The sequence below is a fragment of the Curtobacterium luteum genome, from assembly GCF_001475545.1.
Taxonomy (GTDB): Bacteria; Actinomycetota; Actinomycetes; order Actinomycetales; family Microbacteriaceae; genus Curtobacterium; species Curtobacterium luteum_A.
The window spans coordinates 1-18,882 of record NZ_LDQC01000015.1 but is presented as its reverse complement, the minus strand read 5'-3'; the positions used below and the strand labels follow the sequence as shown (position 1 = coordinate 18,882).

Below are 18,882 nucleotides of genomic sequence, written 5' to 3'. Positions count from 1 at the left end.
CTTCGAATTTGAAGTACCTGCGGAGGACGCTACCACTGCTTCGAATTCGAAGCAACAGGTAGGATGAGTCCATGCCCGGATCCGAGCCGCACCCGTCCCTCGACGCCGCCGAACTCGGGGCGTACTTCGCCCTGATCGAGGTCGGGAACCTCGTCCGGCACGCGGTCGAGCAGCAGCTCCGCGACGCTGGCGACCTCAGCTACGTGCAGTTCCAGTTGCTCGCCACCCTGGGCGACGCACCCGGCGGGAGTCGGCGGATGACCGAGCTCGCCGACGGGGTGGTCATCAGCCGCAGTGGTCTGACCTACCAGGTGGGCCTGCTCGAACGTGACGGCCTCGTCGTGCGGGGGCAGGCAGCTGATGACGATCGTGGCGTCACGGTCACCCTCACCGGAGCCGGGCGGGGGAAGCTGGGCGCCGTCTTCCCCGGGCACGTCGCGCTCCTGCGTGAACTCGTCTTCGACGCGATCGGTCCGCGCGACGTGGAAGACCTCGGCCGCGTGCTCGGCGTCGTGCGCGACCACCTGCGCACCGTGCCGCCGCGCTCCGTGACGGCCCGGCGCCGTCGGGGTCCCGCTGGCGACCGAACGGTCACGCAGCGGCGTTGACACCCCGCTCTCCGAGTGGAACCCTGCTGGATGTTGACGTTGCCACGGCGGAAGGGACCCGCCGCGGTGATCGTCCACGCCGGCACCGCGACGACGCCGTGCCGCTGCAACGGAGCAGACAGGGATCACGCAGACATGCACGCACCGACCACCCGGCGGGGACGACTCCTCGCCGCCACCATCGCCGCACTCGCCGGCGCCACCGCCCTCGCTCTCGCGAGCCCCGTCGTCGCGGACGCGACGCCGGCGCCGGCGCCGGCGGCGCACACGAAGCCCGCACTCGACCCGACCCAGTTCCGCGGAGTCAACTGGGCCGACCCCCGCGACAACTACGCGAACGGCCCGGTCGTCCTCTCCGGCCTCTCGACGAGCGACGACCACCGCACCGTCCACCGAACGTCCGAGCGCATCCTCCGGGGGTTCCGGAAGGACCTCGGGGCGAACACGGTCCGGATGCCCGTCAACCCGTACTCGGTCGGCACCGCCTGGTGGAACTCGTACAAGGGCGCGATCGACGCCGCCCGGCACGCGGGCTTCCGTGTCGTGCTCGGGTACTGGGAGGGTGACGGCACCAGCAAGGACGGCAAGGTCGACGACCCGGCGGCCTGGACCACGATGTGGGACACGCTGACCCGTACCTACGCGCACGACCGCGGGGTGTACTTCGAGCCGATGAACGAGCCGTTCGGCTACACGGCCGACCAGTGGATCCAGGTGGCCACCGACTGGGTCGACCGGTACACCGCCCGGGGCATCCCGCGCGACCGGGTGTTCGTCAGCGGGGTCGGCTACAACGACCACGTCGACGCGGTCTGCGCAGCTCCTGCGCTCGCCGGCACCTACGTCTCGCAGCACTACTACGGCTTCTGGGGCACGCACGACCCCGCTGGGTGGGCAGCTGACTTCGAGTCGCGACTGGGCGACCAGGCATGCTCGGCGCGCACCGTGCTCGACGAGTTCGGCGTCCCGATGACGACCGGCATCGACTACCGCGGATCCGCCACGACCGGCGACGCGGACTCCGACAACTCGGTGGCGTTCCTGCAGACCGTGTCGACGACCGTCCGTGAGCGGCACCTCGGCGCGGTCTACTGGCCGGGCCTCCGCACCGACGACACCTACAGCCTGACCTCGATCCAGGGGTCCGGGAAGCACCTCTCGCTCGCGGTGACGAACGACTCCGGCGTCGCGCTCCTGCACTGGGCGTGGGGCGAGGGGCGTCGCGCACCGTTCTCGGTCGGCTGATCGCGGTCCGCTGGCCTGTCGGGCACCCGGTACGCACCGGGTGCCCGACGGGCATGATCGGGAGATGACCCGCGCACTGCTCCTCATCGACGTCCAACTCGACTACTTCCCTGGTGGGGCGTTCCCGCTCGTCGAACCCGAGGCGGCTGCCGATGCCGCCGGCGCCGTGCTGCGGCACTTCCGTGGGAGCGGCGAGGAGGTCGTGCACGTCTTCCGCACCGCCACCGAGCCCGACGCCGGCTTCTTCGTGCCGGGCGCACCGGGGACCGCGTTCCACCCGGCGGTCGAACCGCGAGCGGGGGAGACCGTCCTCGAGAAGCACGAGCCGAACGCCTTCATCGACACCGGTCTCGAGGCGCTGCTCCGCGACCGCGGCGTCACCGACCTGGTCGTCCTCGGGATGATGACGAGCATGTGCATCGACTCGACCGTCCGAGCAGCGTCCGACCTCGGGTTCGCGTGCACCGTGGTGGCCGATGCCTGCGCGGCGCCGGACCTCGCACTCGGCGAGGTGACCGTCCCGGGGGCGTCCGTGCACGCGGCGTTCCTCGCCGCCCTCGACGGGAGCTTCGCGAAGGTCGTCGCGCGTGCGGAGCTCCTCGAGCGCTGACGAGCTCGACGTACAGATCGCACGAGTCGTACGATTCGTGCATGTACTCCCTTCCCGCAAGCGAGGCACGACAGCGCTGGTCCGACCTCCTCGATCACGCGCACCGAGAGCCGGTCGTCATCACGGTCCGCGGTCGTGAACAGGTCGTCGTGCTCGATGCCGAGCTCGCCCACCGGGCCCTGGCCGCGCTGGAGGACGCGAGCGATCGCGCCGCGGTCGACGTCGTCCGCGCCGACCTCGCGGCCGACCCGGAGACCCTGCCGCTCGCGGACGTCGCCCGTGAGCTCGGGATCACGCTTGACTGACCCTGTTCCACCCCGGTACGCGGTCGAGCTGACGAAGCGTGCTGCGAAGACCCTCGGGAAGCTCGATCGCTCGACGCAGCGCCGGATCCTCGCGGCGCTCGTCCTCCTGCAGTCGAACCCACGGCCACCCGGCATGACCGCACTCGTCGGTCGTCCCGGTGAACTCCGCGTCCGCGTGGGGGGCCACCGGATCGTCTACGAAGTCCTCGACGATCGCCTGGTGGTGCTCGTCCTCACGCTCGGGCACCGGCGCGACGTGTACCGCTGACGCGTCAGTCGCTGGTGAGCGTCGTCCGGTAGGTTCCATCCGTGGGGAACGACGAGGACAGGGCGGCGCCGGAACAGCCCGAGTCGCAGCAGCGCGAGTCGGAGCACGATCCGTACGCGAGACGGCCGAACTACGCGACGGGAGCGGACGGCCGGACCGACATCTGGACGACCGCGATGGTCGCCGGTGTCGTCAGCGCCGTCGTGGTCCTGTTCGTGTCGGGTCTGGCGCAGGTCGAGCGGCAGATCGCCTACCCGGTCGCGATCGTGGTCGGGCTCGCGGTCTTCCTCGTCCTCCGTGCACGCCGACGAGCAGCCGACCGCCGTGCCGGCCGCGACCCGGACGAGGTGGCGAAGGCCCGGTCCCGTGCCACGGCCGAAGCGAACCACGGACGACGGTTCTTCGTCGCGCAGAACCCGGTCGTCGTGATCGTGATGGGCGTGATCTTCCTCGGGTTCACGGTCCTCGCCACGATCGGTACTGACACCGTGGGCGGGTTCGCCGTCGCTGCCCTGCTCGCCGCCAGCGCCATGTTCTTCATCGTCCAGGGCGTCGGCACGCTCGTGTTCCGCCGGCGGGATCGGTCAGGACACCCCGAGCGCCTCTGACGAACGTCCCGTTCAGCGGCTGATCGGTGCCAACCGCTGCAGTTGGGTGACGTGGCTCGGTTCGAGTTCGTCGAGGGTGGCGACGCCGAGCAGGCGCACGGTGCGCTCGATCTGGTCGGTCAGGATCTGGATCATCCGGTCGACGCCGGCTTCACCGCCCGCCATGAGCCCGTAGAGGTAGGCGCGGCCGACCATCGTGAACGTCGCGCCGAGGGCGACGGCGGCGACGATGTCGGCGCCGGACATGATGCCCGTGTCCAGGTGCACCTCCGTGTCCTTGCCGACCTCCTTCACCACTGCGGGCAGGAGGTGGAACGGGACGGGGGCGCGGTCGAGTTGCCGACCACCGTGGTTCGACAGGGTGATCCCGTCCACCCCCATCGACGCCAACCGTTTCGCGTCGGCGAGGGACTGGACGCCCTTGACGACGACCTTGCCGGGCCACTGGTCCCGGATCCACGCGAGGTCCTCGTAGGTGACGGTCGGGTCGAACATGTGGTCCAGGAGCTCCCCGACGGTGCCCGACCAGCGGTCCAGGGACGCGAACGCGAGGGGTTCGGTGGTGAGGAAGTCGAACCACCACCACGGCCGCGGGATCGCGTTGACGATGGTCTTCACGCCCAGCTGCGGCGGGATCGAGAACCCGTTGCGCTTGTCCCGCAGGCGCGCTCCGGCGACGGGGACGTCGACGGTGACGAGCAGCGTGTCGAACCCGGCCTTCGCGGCCCGGTCGACCAGCGCCATGCTCTTGTCGCGGTCCTTCCACATGTACAGCTGGAACCAGTTCCGCCCGTGCGGGTTGGCGTCGCGGACGTCCTCGATCGCGGTCGTGCCCATCGTCGACAGGCTGAACGGGATGCCAGCGCGGCCCGCGGCGCGGGCGCCGGCGCGTTCGCCCTCGGTCTGCATCATCCGGGTGAAGCCGGTCGGGGCGATCCCAAACGGCAACGCCGTCGGCGCCCCCAGCACCTGGCGGGACGTGTCGACCTGCGACACGTCGCGCAGGATCGCGGGGGTGAACTCGATGTCCTCGAACGCCTGCCGCGCCCGCGCCAACGAGATCTCGGCCTCGGCTGCGCCCTCGGTGTAGTCGAACGCCGCCCTCGGAGTCCGCCGCGCCGCGATGGCCCGGAGGTCCCAGACCGTCAACGCGGACTCGAGCCGCTGCCGCCGCCCCGGCAACGCGGGCTTCCTGAACTGCAGCAGCGGCGCCAGGTCCCGCACCTTCGGCAGCTGACGTTCGATCTGCGGGCGCGTTCGGCTCATGCTCGTCTCCGTTCGTCCGCGCTGCACCGCGCGTCCACTAGTCATCCTACGAATATTGCAACGCGCGATCAAGAACCGCCGCAAAACGATGCTTGACGTGGAAGAGGTCGGATGTTTTGATGAGCGCGTTCGGTCATCGAGGACCGGACGGGCAGGAGACACGATGAGTCGCATCACCGGGTTGCGCGTCCGGGACGTCCGGTTCCCGACCTCGCGGGAGCACGACGGTTCGGACGCGATGAACCCAGCGCCCGACTACTCCGCCGCCTACGTGGAACTCAGCACCGACGAGCCCGACGGACACGTCGGCACCGGTTTCGTCTTCACGATCGGCCGCGGCAACGAGGTGCAGGAGGCCGCGATCGCTGCCCTCCGCGAGCACGTCGTCGGCAGCGATGCGGAGGCGCTCCTCGCGGACATGGGGGCGACGTGGCGGGCCCTCGTCCACGACTCGCAGCTCCGCTGGCTCGGCCCGGAGAAGGGCGTCATGCACATGGCCATCGGCGCCGTCGTGAACGCGCTGTGGGACCTCAAGGCCAAGCGCGCGGGGCAGCCGCTCTGGGCGCTGCTCGCCGACATGAGCCCCGAGGAACTCGTCGCCCTCGTCGACTTCCGGTACCTCACCGACGCGATCACCCCGGACGAAGCCCTCGCGCTGCTGCGTCGTGCCCAGCCGCTCCGTGCCGAGCGGAAGCGCCGGCTCGAGCGCGAGGGCTACCCGGCCTACACGACCACGCCGGGCTGGCTCGGCTACGACGACGACAAGCTCGCTCGCCTCTGCCGCGAAGCCGTCGACGAGGGGTTCACGCAGGTGAAGCTCAAGGTCGGCGCAGACGTCGACGAGGACGTCCGACGCATGCGGATCGCCCGCGAGGTCGTCGGTCCGGACATCCGCATCGCGATCGACGCGAACCAGCGGTGGGACGTCGACGAGGCGGTCGCGTGGATCGAACGGCTCCGACCGTTCGACGTCGCCTGGGTCGAGGAGCCGACGAGCCCCGACGACGTCCTGGCGCACGCTGCCATCGCCCGTCGGATCGCCCCGATCCCGGTCGCGACGGGAGAGCACATGGCGAACCGGGTCATCGCGAAGCAGCTCATCCAGGCCGGCGCGATGTCGGTCCTCCAGATCGACGCGACGCGGGTCGCCGGCGTCAACGAGAACATCGCGATCCTCCTCCTCGCGGCGAAGTACGGCGTCCGGGTGTGCCCCCACGCCGGCGGGGTCGGGCTCTGCGAAGCCGTCCAGCACCTGTCGATGTTCGACGCGGTCGCCCTCACCGGTGACCTGGACACACGCTGCATCGAGTTCGTCGACCACCTGCACGAGCACTTCGTGACCCCGGTCGACGTCCACGACGGACGGTACTGGCCGCCGTCCGCCCCGGGCGCGGGCACCGAGATGCTCGCCGGGTCCCTGGACACGTACACCTACCCCGACGGCCCGGTCTGGGCGACGGAAGCGCCGGCACCGCCGGTCCGCGACGCCGCCCGGGTCGCCTGACCGACACCACACCACCGAACACGATCACCACGACGGAGTGGAGAGACCGATGCAACGACGACGACTCATCGCGGGGGTGGCGGCCGCGGCCGCGGCAGCCCTCGTCCTGACCGGGTGTTCCGCCGGCAGCAGTGCCGGCGGCAGCCAGTCGAAGGACGCCATGACCTGGTCCATGTGGATCGCCGGCAAGGAGGACAAGGCCGCCTGGCAGAAGGTCGCCGACACCGTGAAGTCCGAGGACGGCATCACCCTCACGATCCAGGGCGCGCCCTTCGAGAACTACTTCACGAAGCTCAGCACGCAGCTCAGCGCGGGGAGCGCCCAGTGCGTCGTGAGCATGCAGTCGCTCCGCACCGCGAACTACACCTCGTCGCTCCTGCCGCTCGACGACCTGGCCAAGCAGGACGGACTCGACCTCTCCGCCTTCGACCAGACGGCACTCGACGGCATGAAGGTCGACGGCAAGCTCTACGGTCTGCCGTACGACACCGGGCCCATCATGATGTTCTACAACAAGGACGTGTTCAAGAAGGCCGGGGTCGCCGAGCCGGAGCCGGGCTGGACGGTCGACGAGTTCGAGCGGGCCGGTGCCGCGCTCAAGGCCAAGGGCGTCACCATGTTCGGCTCGACCGTCACCGACCTCAACCTCGAGTCGATGATCTACGGCTACAACGGAGGCCGCGTGATCACGAACTCCGGGAAGATCGACGCCACCGACAGCAAGTTCGCGGACGGCCTCGACTGGCTCGCGAGCCTGGTGGAGAAGGGATACGCGTCGCAGGCGTCGTCCGACGGATCGCAGTCGAGCAACGACTTCGCCGCGGGCAAGGTCGCGATGTACACCGACGGTCCGTGGTCGCTCATCAGCCAGAAGGCGAAGGTCAAGTTCGACCTCGGTGTGACGACGCTCCCGTCCGGGACGTCCGGCCCGTCGACCTTCGCGGCCGGTTCCGGCTTCGGTGTCTCGAAGCAGTGCAAGTACCCGGAGCAGGCGTTCAAGGCCGTCCAGACGATGACGAGCGAGAAGGTCCTCACCGAGCTCGCGGAGGAAGGACGCGCGTTCCCGGGGCGGACCGCCGCGCAGGGTGCCTGGTACTCGAGTGCCGACATCGACGGAGCGGAGCCCGCGCTGAAGGCCGCTCTCGCGAAGTCCTCGCCGCTCCTCGGGAACAAGCAGAGCGACCAGCTCTCGCAGCTCTTCACGCAGTACGCCCTCCAGGCCGTGAACGGCCAGACGTCGGGCAAGGAGACGATGTCGTCCATCGCGGGCCAGCTCGGAACGCAGTGACCGGTGTTCCCGCCTGACGGACGGGAGGCGCGGCGCGACCCCGCCACGCGCCTCCCGGCCGTCCACACCACCCGACTCAACGACGAGGAGGTCGTCGCATGACCACCATCCAGGACCCACCGGCCGAGGCGGCCGTCCCGGCCGTCGCGACCGCCGTCGCGACCGGTGCGGCGACGCCCCGCCGCGGGGGCGACGCGGCCGGCGCCGTCGGGCGGCGCTCGTGGTGGGGCGCCGCGTTCGCCGCACCGCACTCGATCGGACTCGTCGTGTTCACGGCGTTCCCGATCGTCGCCTCGCTCGTCGTGAGCTTCATGAACTGGCCGATGCTCGGCGAACGCAGCTGGACCGGCATCGAGAACTACGCTCGGCTGTTCGCCGACCCGGTGTTCCGCACCGTGACGCTCAACACCGCGCTCTTCGTGGTGCTGTACGTCCCGCTGAACCTCGTCGTGTCCCTCGGGCTCGCGGCGTGGCTGACGCCGCGGATCGCCGGACGGCACGTGTTCCGCGTGCTGTTCTTCATCCCGACGATCACGCCCATCGTCGCGAACGTGGTCGTCTGGCGGATGCTCTACCAGCCCGGGGGTGCGATCGATGCGTCGCTGCAGTCCACGGTGGGCGTGCACGCGCCGAACTTCCTCGCCGACGAACACTGGGCGATGCTCGCGATCGTCGCGATGAGCGTCTGGCAGGGCTTCGGCTACAACATGCTGATCTTCTCGGCCGCGCTCGACGCCGTGCCGGAGAACCAGATCGAGGCGTCGCAACTCGACGGTGCGAACGCGTGGCAGACCTTCTGGGCCATCAAGTTCCCGCTCATCTCACCGTCCGTGTTCTTCGCCACGATGATGACGCTCATCACCTCGTTCCAGGTGTTCGTCCAGCCGTTCGTCCTCACCAAGGGCGGACCCGGGACGGCCACCGAGACCCTCGTGCAGTACATCTACAACACGGGCTTCCAGAACCAGCAACTCGGCCTGGCGTCCGCCGGGGCCTGGGTGCTGTTCGTCATCATCCTCGGGATCACGGCCGTCCAGTTCCTCGGACAGAAGCGGTGGGTGCACTATGAGTGAACTGACCCGGGCACGCACACGCGGCTTCACCACGTCGAACCGGACCGTCAACCCGCGAGCGGTGCCCAGGACGGCGTCCGCACCCCGACCCGGTCGGGTCCGCCACGCGATCGGCTACGCGCTGCTCTGCCTCGTCGCCCTGCTGTTCGTCTCGCCGCTCGTGTACATGGTGGCGACGAGCCTCAAGCCGGCCGACCAGGTGTTCACCACCCCGCCGACGCTCTGGGGCCGCTCGCTCGAGTGGGACAACTACGTCCAGGCGTTCACGTACCTGCCGTTCGCCCGGTTCATCCTCAACGGCGTGCTCGTCGCGGCGGCCGGAACGGCGATCAACGTCGCCGTCGCCGTGCTGTCCGGGTACGCGTTCTCCCGGCTCCGCTGGCGGGGACGCAACACCGTCTTCATGCTCTTCCTCGTCACCCTGATGATCCCCCAGGACGTGCTCGTCATCCCGATGTACGTGATGATGCAGGGCTTCGGCTGGGTCGACACGTTCCAGGCGCTCATCATCCCGTGGGCGTTCACCGCGCTCGGCGCGTTCCTCATCCGGCAGTTCTTCCTGACGGTGCCGCAGGAGCTCGACGACGCGGCCCGTGTCGACGGCGCCGGTGCGATCCGGACGTTCTTCTCCGTGATGCTGCCGCTCGCTCGACCCACGATGGCGGTCCTCGCGGTGTTCTCGTTCATCTCCTACTGGAACTCGTTCCTCTGGCCGCTCGTCGTCGTCAACGACGTCGAGGCACACGGCACCATCCCGCTCGGTCTGCAGCAGTTCTTCGGCCAGCAGGGGTCCGAGTGGAACCTCGTGATGGCCGCTTCGGTGATCTCGATGCTGCCCACCGTGATCCTGCTGATCCTGTTGCAGAAGCACCTGGTCAAGGGGATCGTGACCTCCGGTCTCGGTGGCCGGTAGCCGATCAAGTCCAGGCGCACCGCGCCTCCCGTTCGTCCCTCGTTCGTCTCCCCGGAAGGAAACCGGCCCACATGACCATCACCGCACCCGCTGCACCGCAGACCGAGACCGACGCGAGCGGTCTGCCCGCGTGGTTCACCCACGACCGGTTCGGCATGTTCATCCACTGGGGGCTCTACGCGCTCCCGGCCCGGCACGAGTGGGTGAAGAACCACGAGCGCATCACCGACGAGGACTACCGGAAGTACTTCGACCACTTCGACCCGGACCTCTTCGACCCCACCGACTGGGCGCGCCGGGCACGCGAGGCCGGCATGAAGTACGCCGTCCTCACCACGAAGCACCACGAGGGGTTCGCGCTCTGGGACTCGCAGCTCACGGACTACAAGGCGACGAACACCCGCTTCGGCCGGGACATCGTCCGCGAGTTCGTCGACGCGTTCCGTGCCGAGGGCATCCGGATCGGGTTCTACCACTCGCTCATCGACTGGCACCACCCGGACTTCACGATCGACGGCGTGCACCCGCGCCGGGACGACAGCCCCGAGGAGATCGCTCGACTCCAGGACGGGCGCGACATGGCCCGGTACCGGGAGTACCTCCACGGACAGGTCGAGGAACTCCTGACCGGGTACGGACGGATCGACTACCTCTTCTACGACTTCTCGTACCGGGACAACGACCACGAGGACCGCTGGGGTGGCAAGGGGCGCGACGACTGGGGGTCCGAGGAGCTCATGGCCCTGACGAAGCGGCTGCAGCCGGGCATCATCGTCAACGACCGCCTCGACATCCCCGGTGACATCGTCACGCCGGAGCAGTACCAGCCGGACAAGCCCATGGAGGTCGACGGCGTCCCGGTGCCGTGGGAGGCGTGCCAGACGTTCAACGGATCGTGGGGCTACGACCGCGACAACCAGGACGTCAAGAGCGTCGACCTGCTCGTCCGGATGCTCGTCGACGGGGTCTCGAACAACGGGAACATGCTGCTCAACGTCGGACCGACCGGTCGTGGTGAGTTCGACCCGGTCGCGCGGCGGTCGCTCGCCGGCATCGGGGAGTGGATGCACCAGCACGCACGGTCAGTGTACGGCGCCGGGCCGTCGTCCTTCCGGGCACCGGCGGGCACGGTCTACACGCAGCGCGGCGACCGGCTCTACCTGCACCTCTTCACCTGGCCGTTCGAACACGTGCACCTGCCCGACCTCGCCGGCAAGGTCGTCTACGCGCAGCTCCTGAACGACGCGTCCGAGGTGCGCTACCGCGAGATCCCGCCGGGCACGCGTGCGCAGAACACCGGTCTCGGCGGACAGCCCGCCGGCACCCTGACGCTCACGCTCCCGATCGTGCGTCCGGACGTCGCGGTGCCCGTCGTCGAGCTGTTCCTGCAGGAGGACTAGTGCAGCGGATCCTCTCGCGCACGCGGCTGCGGGCGGGGAACGAGGCGGCGTACGACAGCGTGCACGCCACGGTCCCGCCCGCGCTGGCCGCCCGGCTCCGCGAGGCGGGCGTGCACGACTGGACGATCTGGCGCGACGGCCTCGACCTCGTGCACCTCATCGAGGTGGAGGACTACCGGGCGATGCGCCGATCGCTCGCGGACGACCCGGTGAACGCCGAGTGGCAGGCGGTCGTCAACCCGCTCCTCGAGGCTGCCGACGACTACTCCGGCAGCGACGACGGGGTCCCTCGGGTGTGGTCCCTCGCCGCGCAGGTGGACGGGGTCGCCGAGGTGGATCGATGAGCGACGTGGAGCTGGACCGTGGGCCCTTCTGGTTCGGCGGTGCCGGCATCGGCAACCTGCTGCGCGAGGTGTCCGACGCCGATGCCCGTGCTGCCGTCGATGCCGCGTGGGACGTCGGTGTCCGCGGGTTCGACACCGCGCCGCACTACGGGCTCGGGCTGTCCGAACGCCGGCTCGGCGCCGCGCTCGCCGGTCGTCCCCGCGACGAGTACCTCGTGTCGACCAAGGTGGGGCGGCTCCTCGTCCCTGGTCGTGGGGCCGGGGACGACCTGGCCTCCGGTGGGTTCGCGGTGCCGGACGACACGGTGCGGCAGTGGGACCCGTCGCCGTCCGGCGTGCGGCGGTCCCTCGACGAGTCGCTCGGCAGACTCGGCCTCGACCACGTCGACGTCGCGTACCTGCACGACCCGGACGTGTACTCGCTCGCGGACGGGCTGACCCAGGCGCTGCCGACGCTCGCCGACCTCCGCGGTGAGGGCGTCGTGCGGGCGGTCGGTGTGGGGTCCAACTCGGTCGATGCCCTGGCGGCCGCCGTCGAGACCGGGTCCTGCGACGTGGTGATGCTCGCCGGGCGGTACACGCTGCTCGAGCAACCCGCCGCCACACTGGTCGACCGGTGTGCCGAGCTCGGCGTCGACGTGGTCGCGGTCGGTGTCTACAACTCCGGCCTGCTCAGCTCGCCGCGACCGCAGCCCGGCGCGACGTACGACTACGCCACGGCACCGGTGCGCCTCGTCGAGCGCGCGGACGCGATCGCGGACGTCTGCGAACGGCACGGAGTCACGCTCCCCGAGGCCGCGGTCGCCTTCCCGCTCCGGGCTCCCGCCGTCCGGGCGATCGCGCTCGGGGCGCAGTCGGCGTCGCAGGTACGGCAGAACGCCGAACGAGCATCGGTGACCGTGCCGGAGGAGCTCTGGGACGACCTGCGCGCGGCGGGGCTGCTCAGCGCCTGAGACGTGTTTGTGCCCTCGCGCGCCGGCCTCCCCGCGCGCCGGCCTCCTCGCGGGGCCCCGCCCCGCTCAGTCGAGCGACCGGCGGAGCCAGCGCTCGACGCCCTCGACGTGGGCGACGACGAGCGACTGCACGAGTTGCGGGTCACGGCGGCGGATCGCGTCCACGATCGCGGCGTGCTCGTCGAGGGTGCGCTGCACGGAGCCGTTCTGGGTGAGACCACGCCAGACCCGCACCCGGACGGTCTTGCTCGAGAGCGCGTCGAGCAGCCCGGACAGGTACTGGTTGCCGCCGATCGCCGCGATCGTGGAGTGGAACTGCAGGTCGTGGGCGACGAGGTCCTCGACACCGGTGCTGTCGTCCACGGCGACCATGAGCGTGGCGAGCTCGTCGATCTGCTGCTCCGACGCCCGGGCAGTGGCGAGCACCGCGGACGCGGGTTCCAGGATCCGTCGCACCTCGAGCAGGTCGACGAGGGACCGGTCGTGGTGCATGTCGACGACGAACGACACCGCCTCCAGCAGGACCGTCGGTTCGAGGGACGTGACGTAGGTGCCGTCTCCGCGCCGGACGTCGAGCACACGGATGAGCTCGAGGGCCTTCACCGCCTCGCGCAGGCTGTTCCGCGAGAGACCGAGCGACTCGCTGAGCTCCTTCTCGGGAGGGAGGCGCTGGCCCGGTTGGAGCTCGCCGCTCACGATCATCTGCTGGATGCGTGCGATCGCATCGTCGGTCAGCGACGCCACGTCACCACCTCCTGCTCGACCCGCTCGCGGACGCGACCGGACAGCACGACGATAGCCGCGCCTCCCGGGTTCCTCACGTCGGCCGGAGCCGGAGCGCCTGCATCCCGCCGTCGACCGCGAGGTCGACACCCGTCGTCGACCGAGCCGCCGGACTCGTGAGGTAGCAGACGGCCTCGGCGACCTCCTCGGCCGCGACGAGTCTGCCGTGCGGCTGGCGCGCCTCGAGCGCCGCACGCTCGGCGGCGGGGTCCGGCGCCGACGACAGCAGGCGGCCGACCCACGGGGTGTCCGCGGTGCCGGGGTTGACGGCGTTGACCCGGACGCCCTCGCGCAGGTGGTCCGCCGCCATCGCGCGGGTGAGCGCGGCGATCGCGCCCTTGGTCGCGGAGTACAGGGCGCGTTGCGGCAGCCCGGCCGTCGCGGCGATGGAGCAGGTGTTGACGATGCTCGCGTTGCCGGAGGCCCGGAGGTGGGGGAGCGCGGCGCGGGACACCCGGACCGCGCCGAGGACGTTCACCTCGTACACGCGTCGCCACTCGTCGTCGGTGTTGTCCTCGACGGTGCCCTGCGCGCCGATGCCCGCGTTGTTCACGACGACCTCGAGCCCGCCGAGCCGCTCGACCGCGGCGCCGACCGCCGCCCGCACGCTCTCGTCCGATGACACGTCGCAGACGAACGACAGCTCGGCGTCGTCGGGCCGGAGGTCGAGCACTGCGACGGTCGCACCGCGCTCGCGCAGGGCCTCGGCGATCGCGGCACCGATGCCGGACGCTCCGCCGGTCACGATCGCCCGGACACCGTCGTGGCTGGCCGGGGCGCTCATGCCGCACCGACCGTCTGGCGCTGGCTGCCGAGTCCGTCCGCGCTCAGCTCGACGACGTCGCCGGCCCTGAGGTAGGGCGCACCGCTGCCGAGGGCGACCCCGGCCGGGGTACCGGTGTTGATGACGTCGCCGGGGTGCAGCACCATGAACTGCGACAGGTACCGGACGACCTCGGCCGGACGGAAGATCATGTCCGCGGTCGTCCCGTCCTGGCGGACCTCGCCGTTGACGGACAGGCGCAGCCCCAGGCGCTCCGCGTCGAGGCCGACGTCGGCCAGACCGGCCGGCGTGACGAGCCAGGGACCGAGCGGGTTGAAGGTCTCGCACGACTTGCCCTTGTCCCACTGCCCGCCGCGTTCGAGCTGGAACTCGCGCTCCGAGACGTCGTGGGCGATCGTGTAGCCGGCGATGCACGCTGCAGCCTCGTCCTCGGAGGCGCAGTAGCGCGCGGTCCGGCCGATCACGACGGCGAGTTCGATCTCCCAGTCCGTCTTCGTGCTGCCGCGGGGGATGAGCACCTCGTCGTCCGGCCCGATGACGGTCGACGGGTCCTTCATGAAGACGATCGGCTCGGTCGGGATCTCGGCGCCCGTCTCGGCCGCGTGGTCACGGTAGTTCAGGCCGATGCAGACGACCTTCCCCGGGCGGGCGACCGGAGCGCCACGCCGGAGGGCGGCGACCTCGTCGGCCGGGATCGTCGGGAGGTCCCCGGCTGCGCGCGCCCGCTCGACGAGCTCGCCCGGGCCGGGCTCCGACGCGAGGAACGCCCCCGTGATGTCCGAGGTGAGGGGGCGGAGATCGACCGCGGTGCCGTCGGGGTCGATGACGACCGGGATCTCCGAACCGGCTGGGCCAAGTCGTGCGAACTGCATCGTTCCTCGCTCTCGTCGAACGGCGCTGCGCTGCGCCCGCAGACATCCTATGTCTGAACGCCTCGGGGTGCCAGGTACGTCGCCTCGGCCGTGCCACGGAACACGGCGTCGCGCTCGTCGTCGGTCAGGTCCGCGAGCGCGTCCCGAGTCGTCCCGAGCACCGCCGGGTACCCGGCGGCGAGCGTCGACACCGGCCAGTCCGATCCGAACGCCGTCCGGTCGGGACCGAAGGCCTCGACCACCTCGCGGGCGTACCGCGCGACCGGACGCGACCGCCAGTCCGGCCCAGCCTCGGTGAGCAGGCCGGAGACCTTGCAGACGACGTTCGGCCGCGCGGCGAAGTCCCGCACCCGCTGTCGCCACGCGGGGTCCCCGGCCGCGATGTCGGGCTTGCCGGCGTGGTCGAGGACGAAGCGTGCCTCGGGGACGGCGTCGACGAGGGCGAGCGCCGCGGTGTGCTCCCGAGCCCGGACCAGCAGGTCGTACGCGAGACCAGCAGCTGCCACCGCTCGGACACCGCGCGAGACGTCGGGACGAGCGAGCCAGTCCGGGTCGGGTTCGTCCTGCGCCTGGTGCCGGATGCCGACCAAGGTCGGCGCGGTCGGCGTCGGTGGTCGCGTCACCGGCCCCGGACCCGCTGCCGGCTGGGTCGGCGGGCCCGCCAGCAGCATCGCCAGCCGGTCGGCGACGTCGGGCGCCGTCAGGTCGACCCAGCCGACGACGCCGACCACCGGTGCCGGCTGCTCCAGGAGGAAGGCGGTCTCACCCTCGTCGTGGACGGCCTGCACGGCGATCGTCGCCGTCACGTCCGTGCCGCCGGTCGCCGCGCGGAGGTCGTCGACGTCGAACCGCCGGTCGATCGCGGCCACGGAGTCGTCCATCCAGGGGTAGGGACGGTCGGCGGGGTCCCACAGGTGGTGATGAGCGTCGATGATCACGACACCATCATGGGCCAGATGTCCGATGTCTGACCGGAACCCTGGGATCGCCGCCGTCCGGGATCACCGAGCCCTGGTGGCGCCGATCGCCCAGACCCGAGGCGGCTCGGCGCCGTTCACCGCGTGGTCGCCGACGATCCGCGCCTTGAACACCCACGGGTTGTGGCTGGCCGCGGTGCGGGCGTTCCGCCAGTGCCGGTCGAGGTTCTTCGCCGTGCTCACCCCGGATGCGGCGAGTGCGTCGAAGAGGTGCGAGGTCGCCGACGTCGCGAGCGACGTGAGTGCGACCTGCGCCTGCGCGGTCGCGAGTTCAGCGCGGTCGTTCCGGCGCTCGTCCTCGGCCTCGTCGAGGGCCGCCCCCTCGTACGCGGACTGCAGCGCCTCGGCTGCCCGGTCCACGATCGCCGCCGCTGCGAACCCGGCTGCGGAGACCTCGCCGACGACCTGCAGGATCTGCGGGTCCGCGGCGAAGGTGTCGGCGTTGCCGTGCGAGAACACCCGGTTGCGGTTCCGGACCTGCAGTGCGATCTCGCGCTCGGCGGCGAGGACCGACCCAGCGAGCACCGTCAGGAGCACCGCCTGGTAGTACGCGGTCTGGTACTTGAACCGGTCGTCGAAGGGGATGACCGCATCGGCGGCGACGACCGCGTCGGTGAAGGTGCTCGTCCCGGAGCCGGTCGTGCGCTGTCCGAAGGCGTCCCAGTCGTCCCCGTGCGTGACCCCGGGCTGGTGTGCGTCGACGATCGCGATGACCCGCTCGCCCGTGTCGGTCCGCTCGGCGTACGTGTCGATCCAGTCCGCGAAGATGCTGCCCGTGGAGTAGTACTTCTGTCCGGTGATGCGGAAGGTGCCGTCGTCCTGCGGCGTGACCTTGGTGATGACGTCGCCGATCTGGACGGCCCCGACCTCGGTCCAGGAGTTGCCCGCGATCTCGCCACGACCGAAGCGCTCGAGCCAGGCGTCGCGTTCGCCGGAGCGGCCGACGAGACGGTCCTCGACCAGGGCGAAGTGTCCCCGCAGCGCCTGCGGGATGTTGCTGTCCGCGGCAGCGAGCTCGGTCAACAGTCGGAACAGCTGCGGCAGCGACGCGCCCGCGCCGCCGAACTCCACGGGCACCCGGACCGCGCCGAACCCGGCGGCTGCGAGTTCGCGGATCTCCTCGTACGGCAGGTGGTGTTCCTGTTCGCGAGCGCTCGCGCCGGCGGCGATGCGGTCGAAGATCGGCCGGAACCGTGCGGCCAGGGTCTCGTAGTCGACGGTGCTGGGGTGCTCGGTGATGGTCATGTGGACTCCTCGGAGGTCGTGTGCGGACGGACGGACGGACGGGGCGGAAGGGTGGGGGACGTGCGCACGGTCAAGCGGCCGTGGGGCTGCGCGGTTCGGTGAGGAACGGGGACGACGAGCGCCGACGGCCGCCGGCCGCGATCAGCCACAGCGGGCCGACGAACACGGCGACCAGGACGACGAGCGCGGCCGCCGTCGCACCGGGCCCGGACGGCCAGTGCCCGGACAGACCGAACAGCGCGGGGATGGTGGTCGTGGTCTGGCTCGAGATGACGAGGGCCCATGCGGTGTACGCACCGATGCGACGTCCGAGTGCGAGCAGGAGGAAGAACAACGTCCAGAGCCCGGCCCACGTCGCCCAGAGCACCGCGAGGAACGGGTCCACGATCACGTTGGACACCGCGAACACGACGGCGATCGCGGCGACGAGTCCGCAGAACCAGCCGAGGCTCGCGGACCCCAGTCCCAGGAGTGCGTCGAGACCCACCGAGAGGTAGGTCAGTCCGAAGAGGAAGGTGCCCGAGATCGAGAGGAGGGCCGGCAACGATCCGTCCGCCGACACCGCGACGGCGACGCAGAGCACGAGCTGCACGGCACCGATCAGGACGTTGAACACGCCGCTGTCCCGAGCCGGTACACGGCCGAGCATCGTGAGTCCGTTGATGAGCAGTGCCGCTCCGGAGAGGATCAAGCAGATGAACGCCATGGCGACGACCGTGGCACTCCGCGGGCCGCGCGGGAAGGAACGTGTCGTGCCGTGACCGGTGATGACGTCGTGCGACGCGGGAACGCGCCCTCCGTGACGGCGCTTGACGAACACGGATGCCGTCGTTGCTCCCGTGCAGGAGCGTGATCGGCGCCGCGACTAGCGTGACGACCATGCAGCCGCTCGCTCCCGGATCGCTCCGCATCCTGCACCTGTCCGACACCCACCTCACCGGCGACGGCGCCCTGCACCAGGGATCGACCGACACGGCGACCGCACTCGACGCCGTGCTCGCCTCGGCGGAGCGGATCCCCGACGTGGGGCTCGTCGTCGTGTCCGGCGACGTGTCCGAGGACGGGTCGCCCCAGTCCTACGCGGTCCTCCGCGAGCGCGTCGGCGGATGGGCCGAGCGCCACGGCGCGGCACTCGTCACTGTCCCCGGCAACCACGACCAGCGCGCGGGGTTCCGGCAGGTGCTCGCGAACGGACACGTGCTCGGTGCGGGCGGTCAGCCGCTGATGCACACCCTCGAGTACCTGCCGCCGACGGTGCCGGTGGCCGGGCAGTCGGTCGTCGAAGGGCGTCGGATCGTGACCGTGGACACGAGCGTCCCCGGCGCGGGGTACGGGCTGGTCGCGGACGAGGCACTCGACCGCCTCCGCACCATGCTGTCCGAGCCGTCGGACCGCGGCACGGTGGTCGTCCTGCACCACACCCCCCTGCCCGCACCGACCGCGCTCCACGCCGCACTGCAGCTCCGGAACGCCGACACCCTCGCCGAGGTCGTGCGCGGGACTGACGTCCGACTGGTCCTGGGCGGCCACTACCACCACCACGCCGCCGGCACCTGGGCCGGGGTGCCGGTGCTCGTCGCGCCGGGCGTCGCGAACGACACCGACGTCGTCGGGGCGTACGACGAGGAGTCGGCGCACATCGACGCGGGCTACCTCGTGGTCGACCTCGCGGCGGACGGCTCCGTGTGGTCCACGCCCGTACGCGTGCCGCGACCCGACGCCGACCCGCTCGCGTTCCACCACGACGCCGACACGGTGACGCGCATCATCGACGCGGCCGGCTGACCGACGCGCCCCGGACCGGCCGGGAGGCGCGTGGCGGCGCCGCCACGCGCC

At 70.8% G+C, this 18,882-nt stretch carries 21 protein-coding genes; 14 read left to right on the top strand and 7 right to left on the bottom strand.

From position 1 onward, the window contains the following. Positions 1-71: 71 nt before the first annotated feature. The 6 genes from NS184_RS02595 to NS184_RS02570 all read left to right on the top strand — a co-directional run bounded on the left by NS184_RS02595 (position 72) and on the right by NS184_RS02570 (position 3,644). Positions 72-608, top strand: a complete 537-nt coding sequence (locus tag NS184_RS02595) for a MarR family winged helix-turn-helix transcriptional regulator (RefSeq protein ID WP_058724582.1) — start codon at positions 72-74, stop codon at positions 606-608. A gap of 135 nt (positions 609-743) precedes the next feature. Beyond that, positions 744-1,853, top strand: coding sequence for a glycoside hydrolase family 5 protein (locus NS184_RS02590; protein ID WP_083513391.1), 1,110 nt, complete (start codon positions 744-746; stop codon positions 1,851-1,853). 64 nt (positions 1,854-1,917) lie between these two features. Continuing rightward, positions 1,918-2,463 carry a cysteine hydrolase family protein gene (locus tag NS184_RS02585; RefSeq protein WP_058724581.1) on the top strand — a complete coding sequence of 182 codons (546 nt, stop codon included), beginning with the start codon at positions 1,918-1,920 and terminating at the stop codon, positions 2,461-2,463. A 41-nt stretch (positions 2,464-2,504) separates the two neighbouring features. Then, complete coding sequence (locus NS184_RS18640) at positions 2,505-2,768, top strand: type II toxin-antitoxin system prevent-host-death family antitoxin (protein ID WP_058724580.1); 264 nt, start codon at positions 2,505-2,507, stop codon at positions 2,766-2,768. Continuing rightward, positions 2,761-3,036, top strand: a complete 276-nt coding sequence (locus tag NS184_RS02575) for a type II toxin-antitoxin system RelE family toxin (protein WP_058724579.1) — start codon at positions 2,761-2,763, stop codon at positions 3,034-3,036. The genes NS184_RS18640 and NS184_RS02575 overlap by 8 nt, the downstream gene beginning before the upstream one ends. 41 nt (positions 3,037-3,077) lie before the next feature. Continuing rightward, a complete protein-coding gene (locus NS184_RS02570) occupies positions 3,078-3,644 on the top strand; it encodes a hypothetical protein (protein WP_058724578.1) in 567 nt (188 codons plus the stop codon). A 12-nt stretch (positions 3,645-3,656) separates the two neighbouring features. Here the strand turns inward: NS184_RS02570 and NS184_RS02565 are convergent, their stop codons facing one another. Further along, the gene (locus tag NS184_RS02565) at positions 3,657-4,910 is read right to left on the bottom strand and encodes an alpha-hydroxy acid oxidase (protein WP_058724577.1); all 1,254 of its coding nucleotides are present in this window, start codon (positions 4,908-4,910) and stop codon (positions 3,657-3,659) included. A gap of 163 nt (positions 4,911-5,073) precedes the next feature. On the opposite strand from NS184_RS02565, the gene NS184_RS02560 reads away from it, so the two are divergent. The 7 genes from NS184_RS02560 to NS184_RS02530 all read left to right on the top strand — a co-directional run bounded on the left by NS184_RS02560 (position 5,074) and on the right by NS184_RS02530 (position 12,385). Then, complete coding sequence (locus tag NS184_RS02560) at positions 5,074-6,414, top strand: enolase C-terminal domain-like protein (protein ID WP_058724576.1); 1,341 nt, start codon at positions 5,074-5,076, stop codon at positions 6,412-6,414. Positions 6,415-6,463: 49 nt separating this feature from the next. Continuing rightward, a complete protein-coding gene (locus tag NS184_RS02555) occupies positions 6,464-7,702 on the top strand; it encodes an ABC transporter substrate-binding protein (RefSeq protein ID WP_242862950.1) in 1,239 nt (412 codons plus the stop codon). A 98-nt stretch (positions 7,703-7,800) separates the two neighbouring features. Then, complete coding sequence (locus NS184_RS02550) at positions 7,801-8,775, top strand: carbohydrate ABC transporter permease (protein WP_058724574.1); 975 nt, start codon at positions 7,801-7,803, stop codon at positions 8,773-8,775. Beyond that, a complete protein-coding gene (locus NS184_RS02545) occupies positions 8,768-9,688 on the top strand; it encodes a carbohydrate ABC transporter permease (protein WP_058724573.1) in 921 nt (306 codons plus the stop codon). The genes NS184_RS02550 and NS184_RS02545 overlap by 8 nt, the downstream gene beginning before the upstream one ends. Positions 9,689-9,759: 71 nt before the next feature. Next, on the top strand, positions 9,760-11,088 hold the full coding sequence (locus NS184_RS02540; RefSeq protein ID WP_058724572.1) for an alpha-L-fucosidase: 1,329 nt from the start codon (positions 9,760-9,762) through the stop codon (positions 11,086-11,088). After that, the gene (locus NS184_RS02535; RefSeq protein WP_058724571.1) at positions 11,088-11,432 is read left to right on the top strand and encodes an L-rhamnose mutarotase; all 345 of its coding nucleotides are present in this window, start codon (positions 11,088-11,090) and stop codon (positions 11,430-11,432) included. The genes NS184_RS02540 and NS184_RS02535 overlap by 1 nt, the downstream gene beginning before the upstream one ends. After that, positions 11,429-12,385, top strand: a complete 957-nt coding sequence (locus NS184_RS02530; protein ID WP_058724570.1) for an aldo/keto reductase — start codon at positions 11,429-11,431, stop codon at positions 12,383-12,385. Before NS184_RS02535 ends, NS184_RS02530 begins: the two co-directional genes overlap by 4 nt. A gap of 66 nt (positions 12,386-12,451) precedes the next feature. Here the strand turns inward: NS184_RS02530 and NS184_RS02525 are convergent, their stop codons facing one another. The 6 genes from NS184_RS02525 to NS184_RS02500 all read right to left on the bottom strand — a co-directional run bounded on the left by NS184_RS02525 (position 12,452) and on the right by NS184_RS02500 (position 17,752). Then, positions 12,452-13,129, bottom strand: coding sequence for a FadR/GntR family transcriptional regulator (locus tag NS184_RS02525; protein WP_083513389.1), 678 nt, complete (start codon positions 13,127-13,129; stop codon positions 12,452-12,454). A gap of 73 nt (positions 13,130-13,202) precedes the next feature. After that, on the bottom strand, positions 13,203-13,952 hold the full coding sequence (locus NS184_RS02520; protein ID WP_058724569.1) for an SDR family NAD(P)-dependent oxidoreductase: 750 nt from the start codon (positions 13,950-13,952) through the stop codon (positions 13,203-13,205). After that, positions 13,949-14,824, bottom strand: coding sequence for a fumarylacetoacetate hydrolase family protein (locus NS184_RS02515; RefSeq protein WP_058724568.1), 876 nt, complete (start codon positions 14,822-14,824; stop codon positions 13,949-13,951). The genes NS184_RS02520 and NS184_RS02515 overlap by 4 nt, the downstream gene beginning before the upstream one ends. A 47-nt stretch (positions 14,825-14,871) precedes the next feature. Then, entirely contained in the window at positions 14,872-15,762 is an 891-nt protein-coding gene (locus NS184_RS02510) for an amidohydrolase family protein (protein WP_206556247.1), read from the bottom strand. 63 nt (positions 15,763-15,825) lie between these two features. Further along, positions 15,826-17,046 (bottom strand): acyl-CoA dehydrogenase family protein, encoded by a 1,221-nt coding sequence (locus tag NS184_RS02505; protein ID WP_058724567.1) that lies wholly within the window; start codon positions 17,044-17,046, stop codon positions 15,826-15,828. Between the two features lie 70 nt (positions 17,047-17,116). Next, on the bottom strand, positions 17,117-17,752 hold the full coding sequence (locus tag NS184_RS02500; protein ID WP_083513395.1) for an AmiS/UreI family transporter: 636 nt from the start codon (positions 17,750-17,752) through the stop codon (positions 17,117-17,119). A gap of 173 nt (positions 17,753-17,925) precedes the next feature. On the opposite strand from NS184_RS02500, the gene NS184_RS02495 reads away from it, so the two are divergent. After that, positions 17,926-18,831, top strand: a complete 906-nt coding sequence (locus NS184_RS02495; RefSeq protein ID WP_058724622.1) for a metallophosphoesterase — start codon at positions 17,926-17,928, stop codon at positions 18,829-18,831. The last annotated feature ends 51 nt before the right edge of the window (positions 18,832-18,882 follow it).

Bases quoted from the DNA above. Each gene is read 5' to 3' on its own strand.
- NS184_RS02595 (WP_058724582.1), top strand. From the start codon at position 72: ATGCCCGGATCCGAGCCGCACCCGTCCCTCGACGCCGCCGAACTCGGG.
- NS184_RS02590 (WP_083513391.1), top strand. From the start codon at position 744: ATGCACGCACCGACCACCCGGCGGGGACGACTCCTCGCCGCCACCATC.
- NS184_RS02585 (WP_058724581.1), top strand. From the start codon at position 1,918: ATGACCCGCGCACTGCTCCTCATCGACGTCCAACTCGACTACTTCCCT.
- NS184_RS18640 (WP_058724580.1), top strand. From the start codon at position 2,505: ATGTACTCCCTTCCCGCAAGCGAGGCACGACAGCGCTGGTCCGACCTC.
- NS184_RS02565 (WP_058724577.1), bottom strand. From the start codon at position 4,910: ATGAGCCGAACGCGCCCGCAGATCGAACGTCAGCTGCCGAAGGTGCGG.
- NS184_RS02560 (WP_058724576.1), top strand. From the start codon at position 5,074: ATGAGTCGCATCACCGGGTTGCGCGTCCGGGACGTCCGGTTCCCGACC.
- NS184_RS02555 (WP_242862950.1), top strand. From the start codon at position 6,464: ATGCAACGACGACGACTCATCGCGGGGGTGGCGGCCGCGGCCGCGGCA.
- NS184_RS02550 (WP_058724574.1), top strand. From the start codon at position 7,801: ATGACCACCATCCAGGACCCACCGGCCGAGGCGGCCGTCCCGGCCGTC.
- NS184_RS02545 (WP_058724573.1), top strand. From the start codon at position 8,768: ATGAGTGAACTGACCCGGGCACGCACACGCGGCTTCACCACGTCGAAC.
- NS184_RS02540 (WP_058724572.1), top strand. From the start codon at position 9,760: ATGACCATCACCGCACCCGCTGCACCGCAGACCGAGACCGACGCGAGC.
- NS184_RS02530 (WP_058724570.1), top strand. From the start codon at position 11,429: ATGAGCGACGTGGAGCTGGACCGTGGGCCCTTCTGGTTCGGCGGTGCC.
- NS184_RS02520 (WP_058724569.1), bottom strand. From the start codon at position 13,952: ATGAGCGCCCCGGCCAGCCACGACGGTGTCCGGGCGATCGTGACCGGC.
- NS184_RS02515 (WP_058724568.1), bottom strand. From the start codon at position 14,824: ATGCAGTTCGCACGACTTGGCCCAGCCGGTTCGGAGATCCCGGTCGTC.
- NS184_RS02505 (WP_058724567.1), bottom strand. From the start codon at position 17,046: ATGACCATCACCGAGCACCCCAGCACCGTCGACTACGAGACCCTGGCC.
- NS184_RS02500 (WP_083513395.1), bottom strand. From the start codon at position 17,752: ATGGCGTTCATCTGCTTGATCCTCTCCGGAGCGGCACTGCTCATCAAC.
- NS184_RS02495 (WP_058724622.1), top strand. From the start codon at position 17,926: ATGCAGCCGCTCGCTCCCGGATCGCTCCGCATCCTGCACCTGTCCGAC.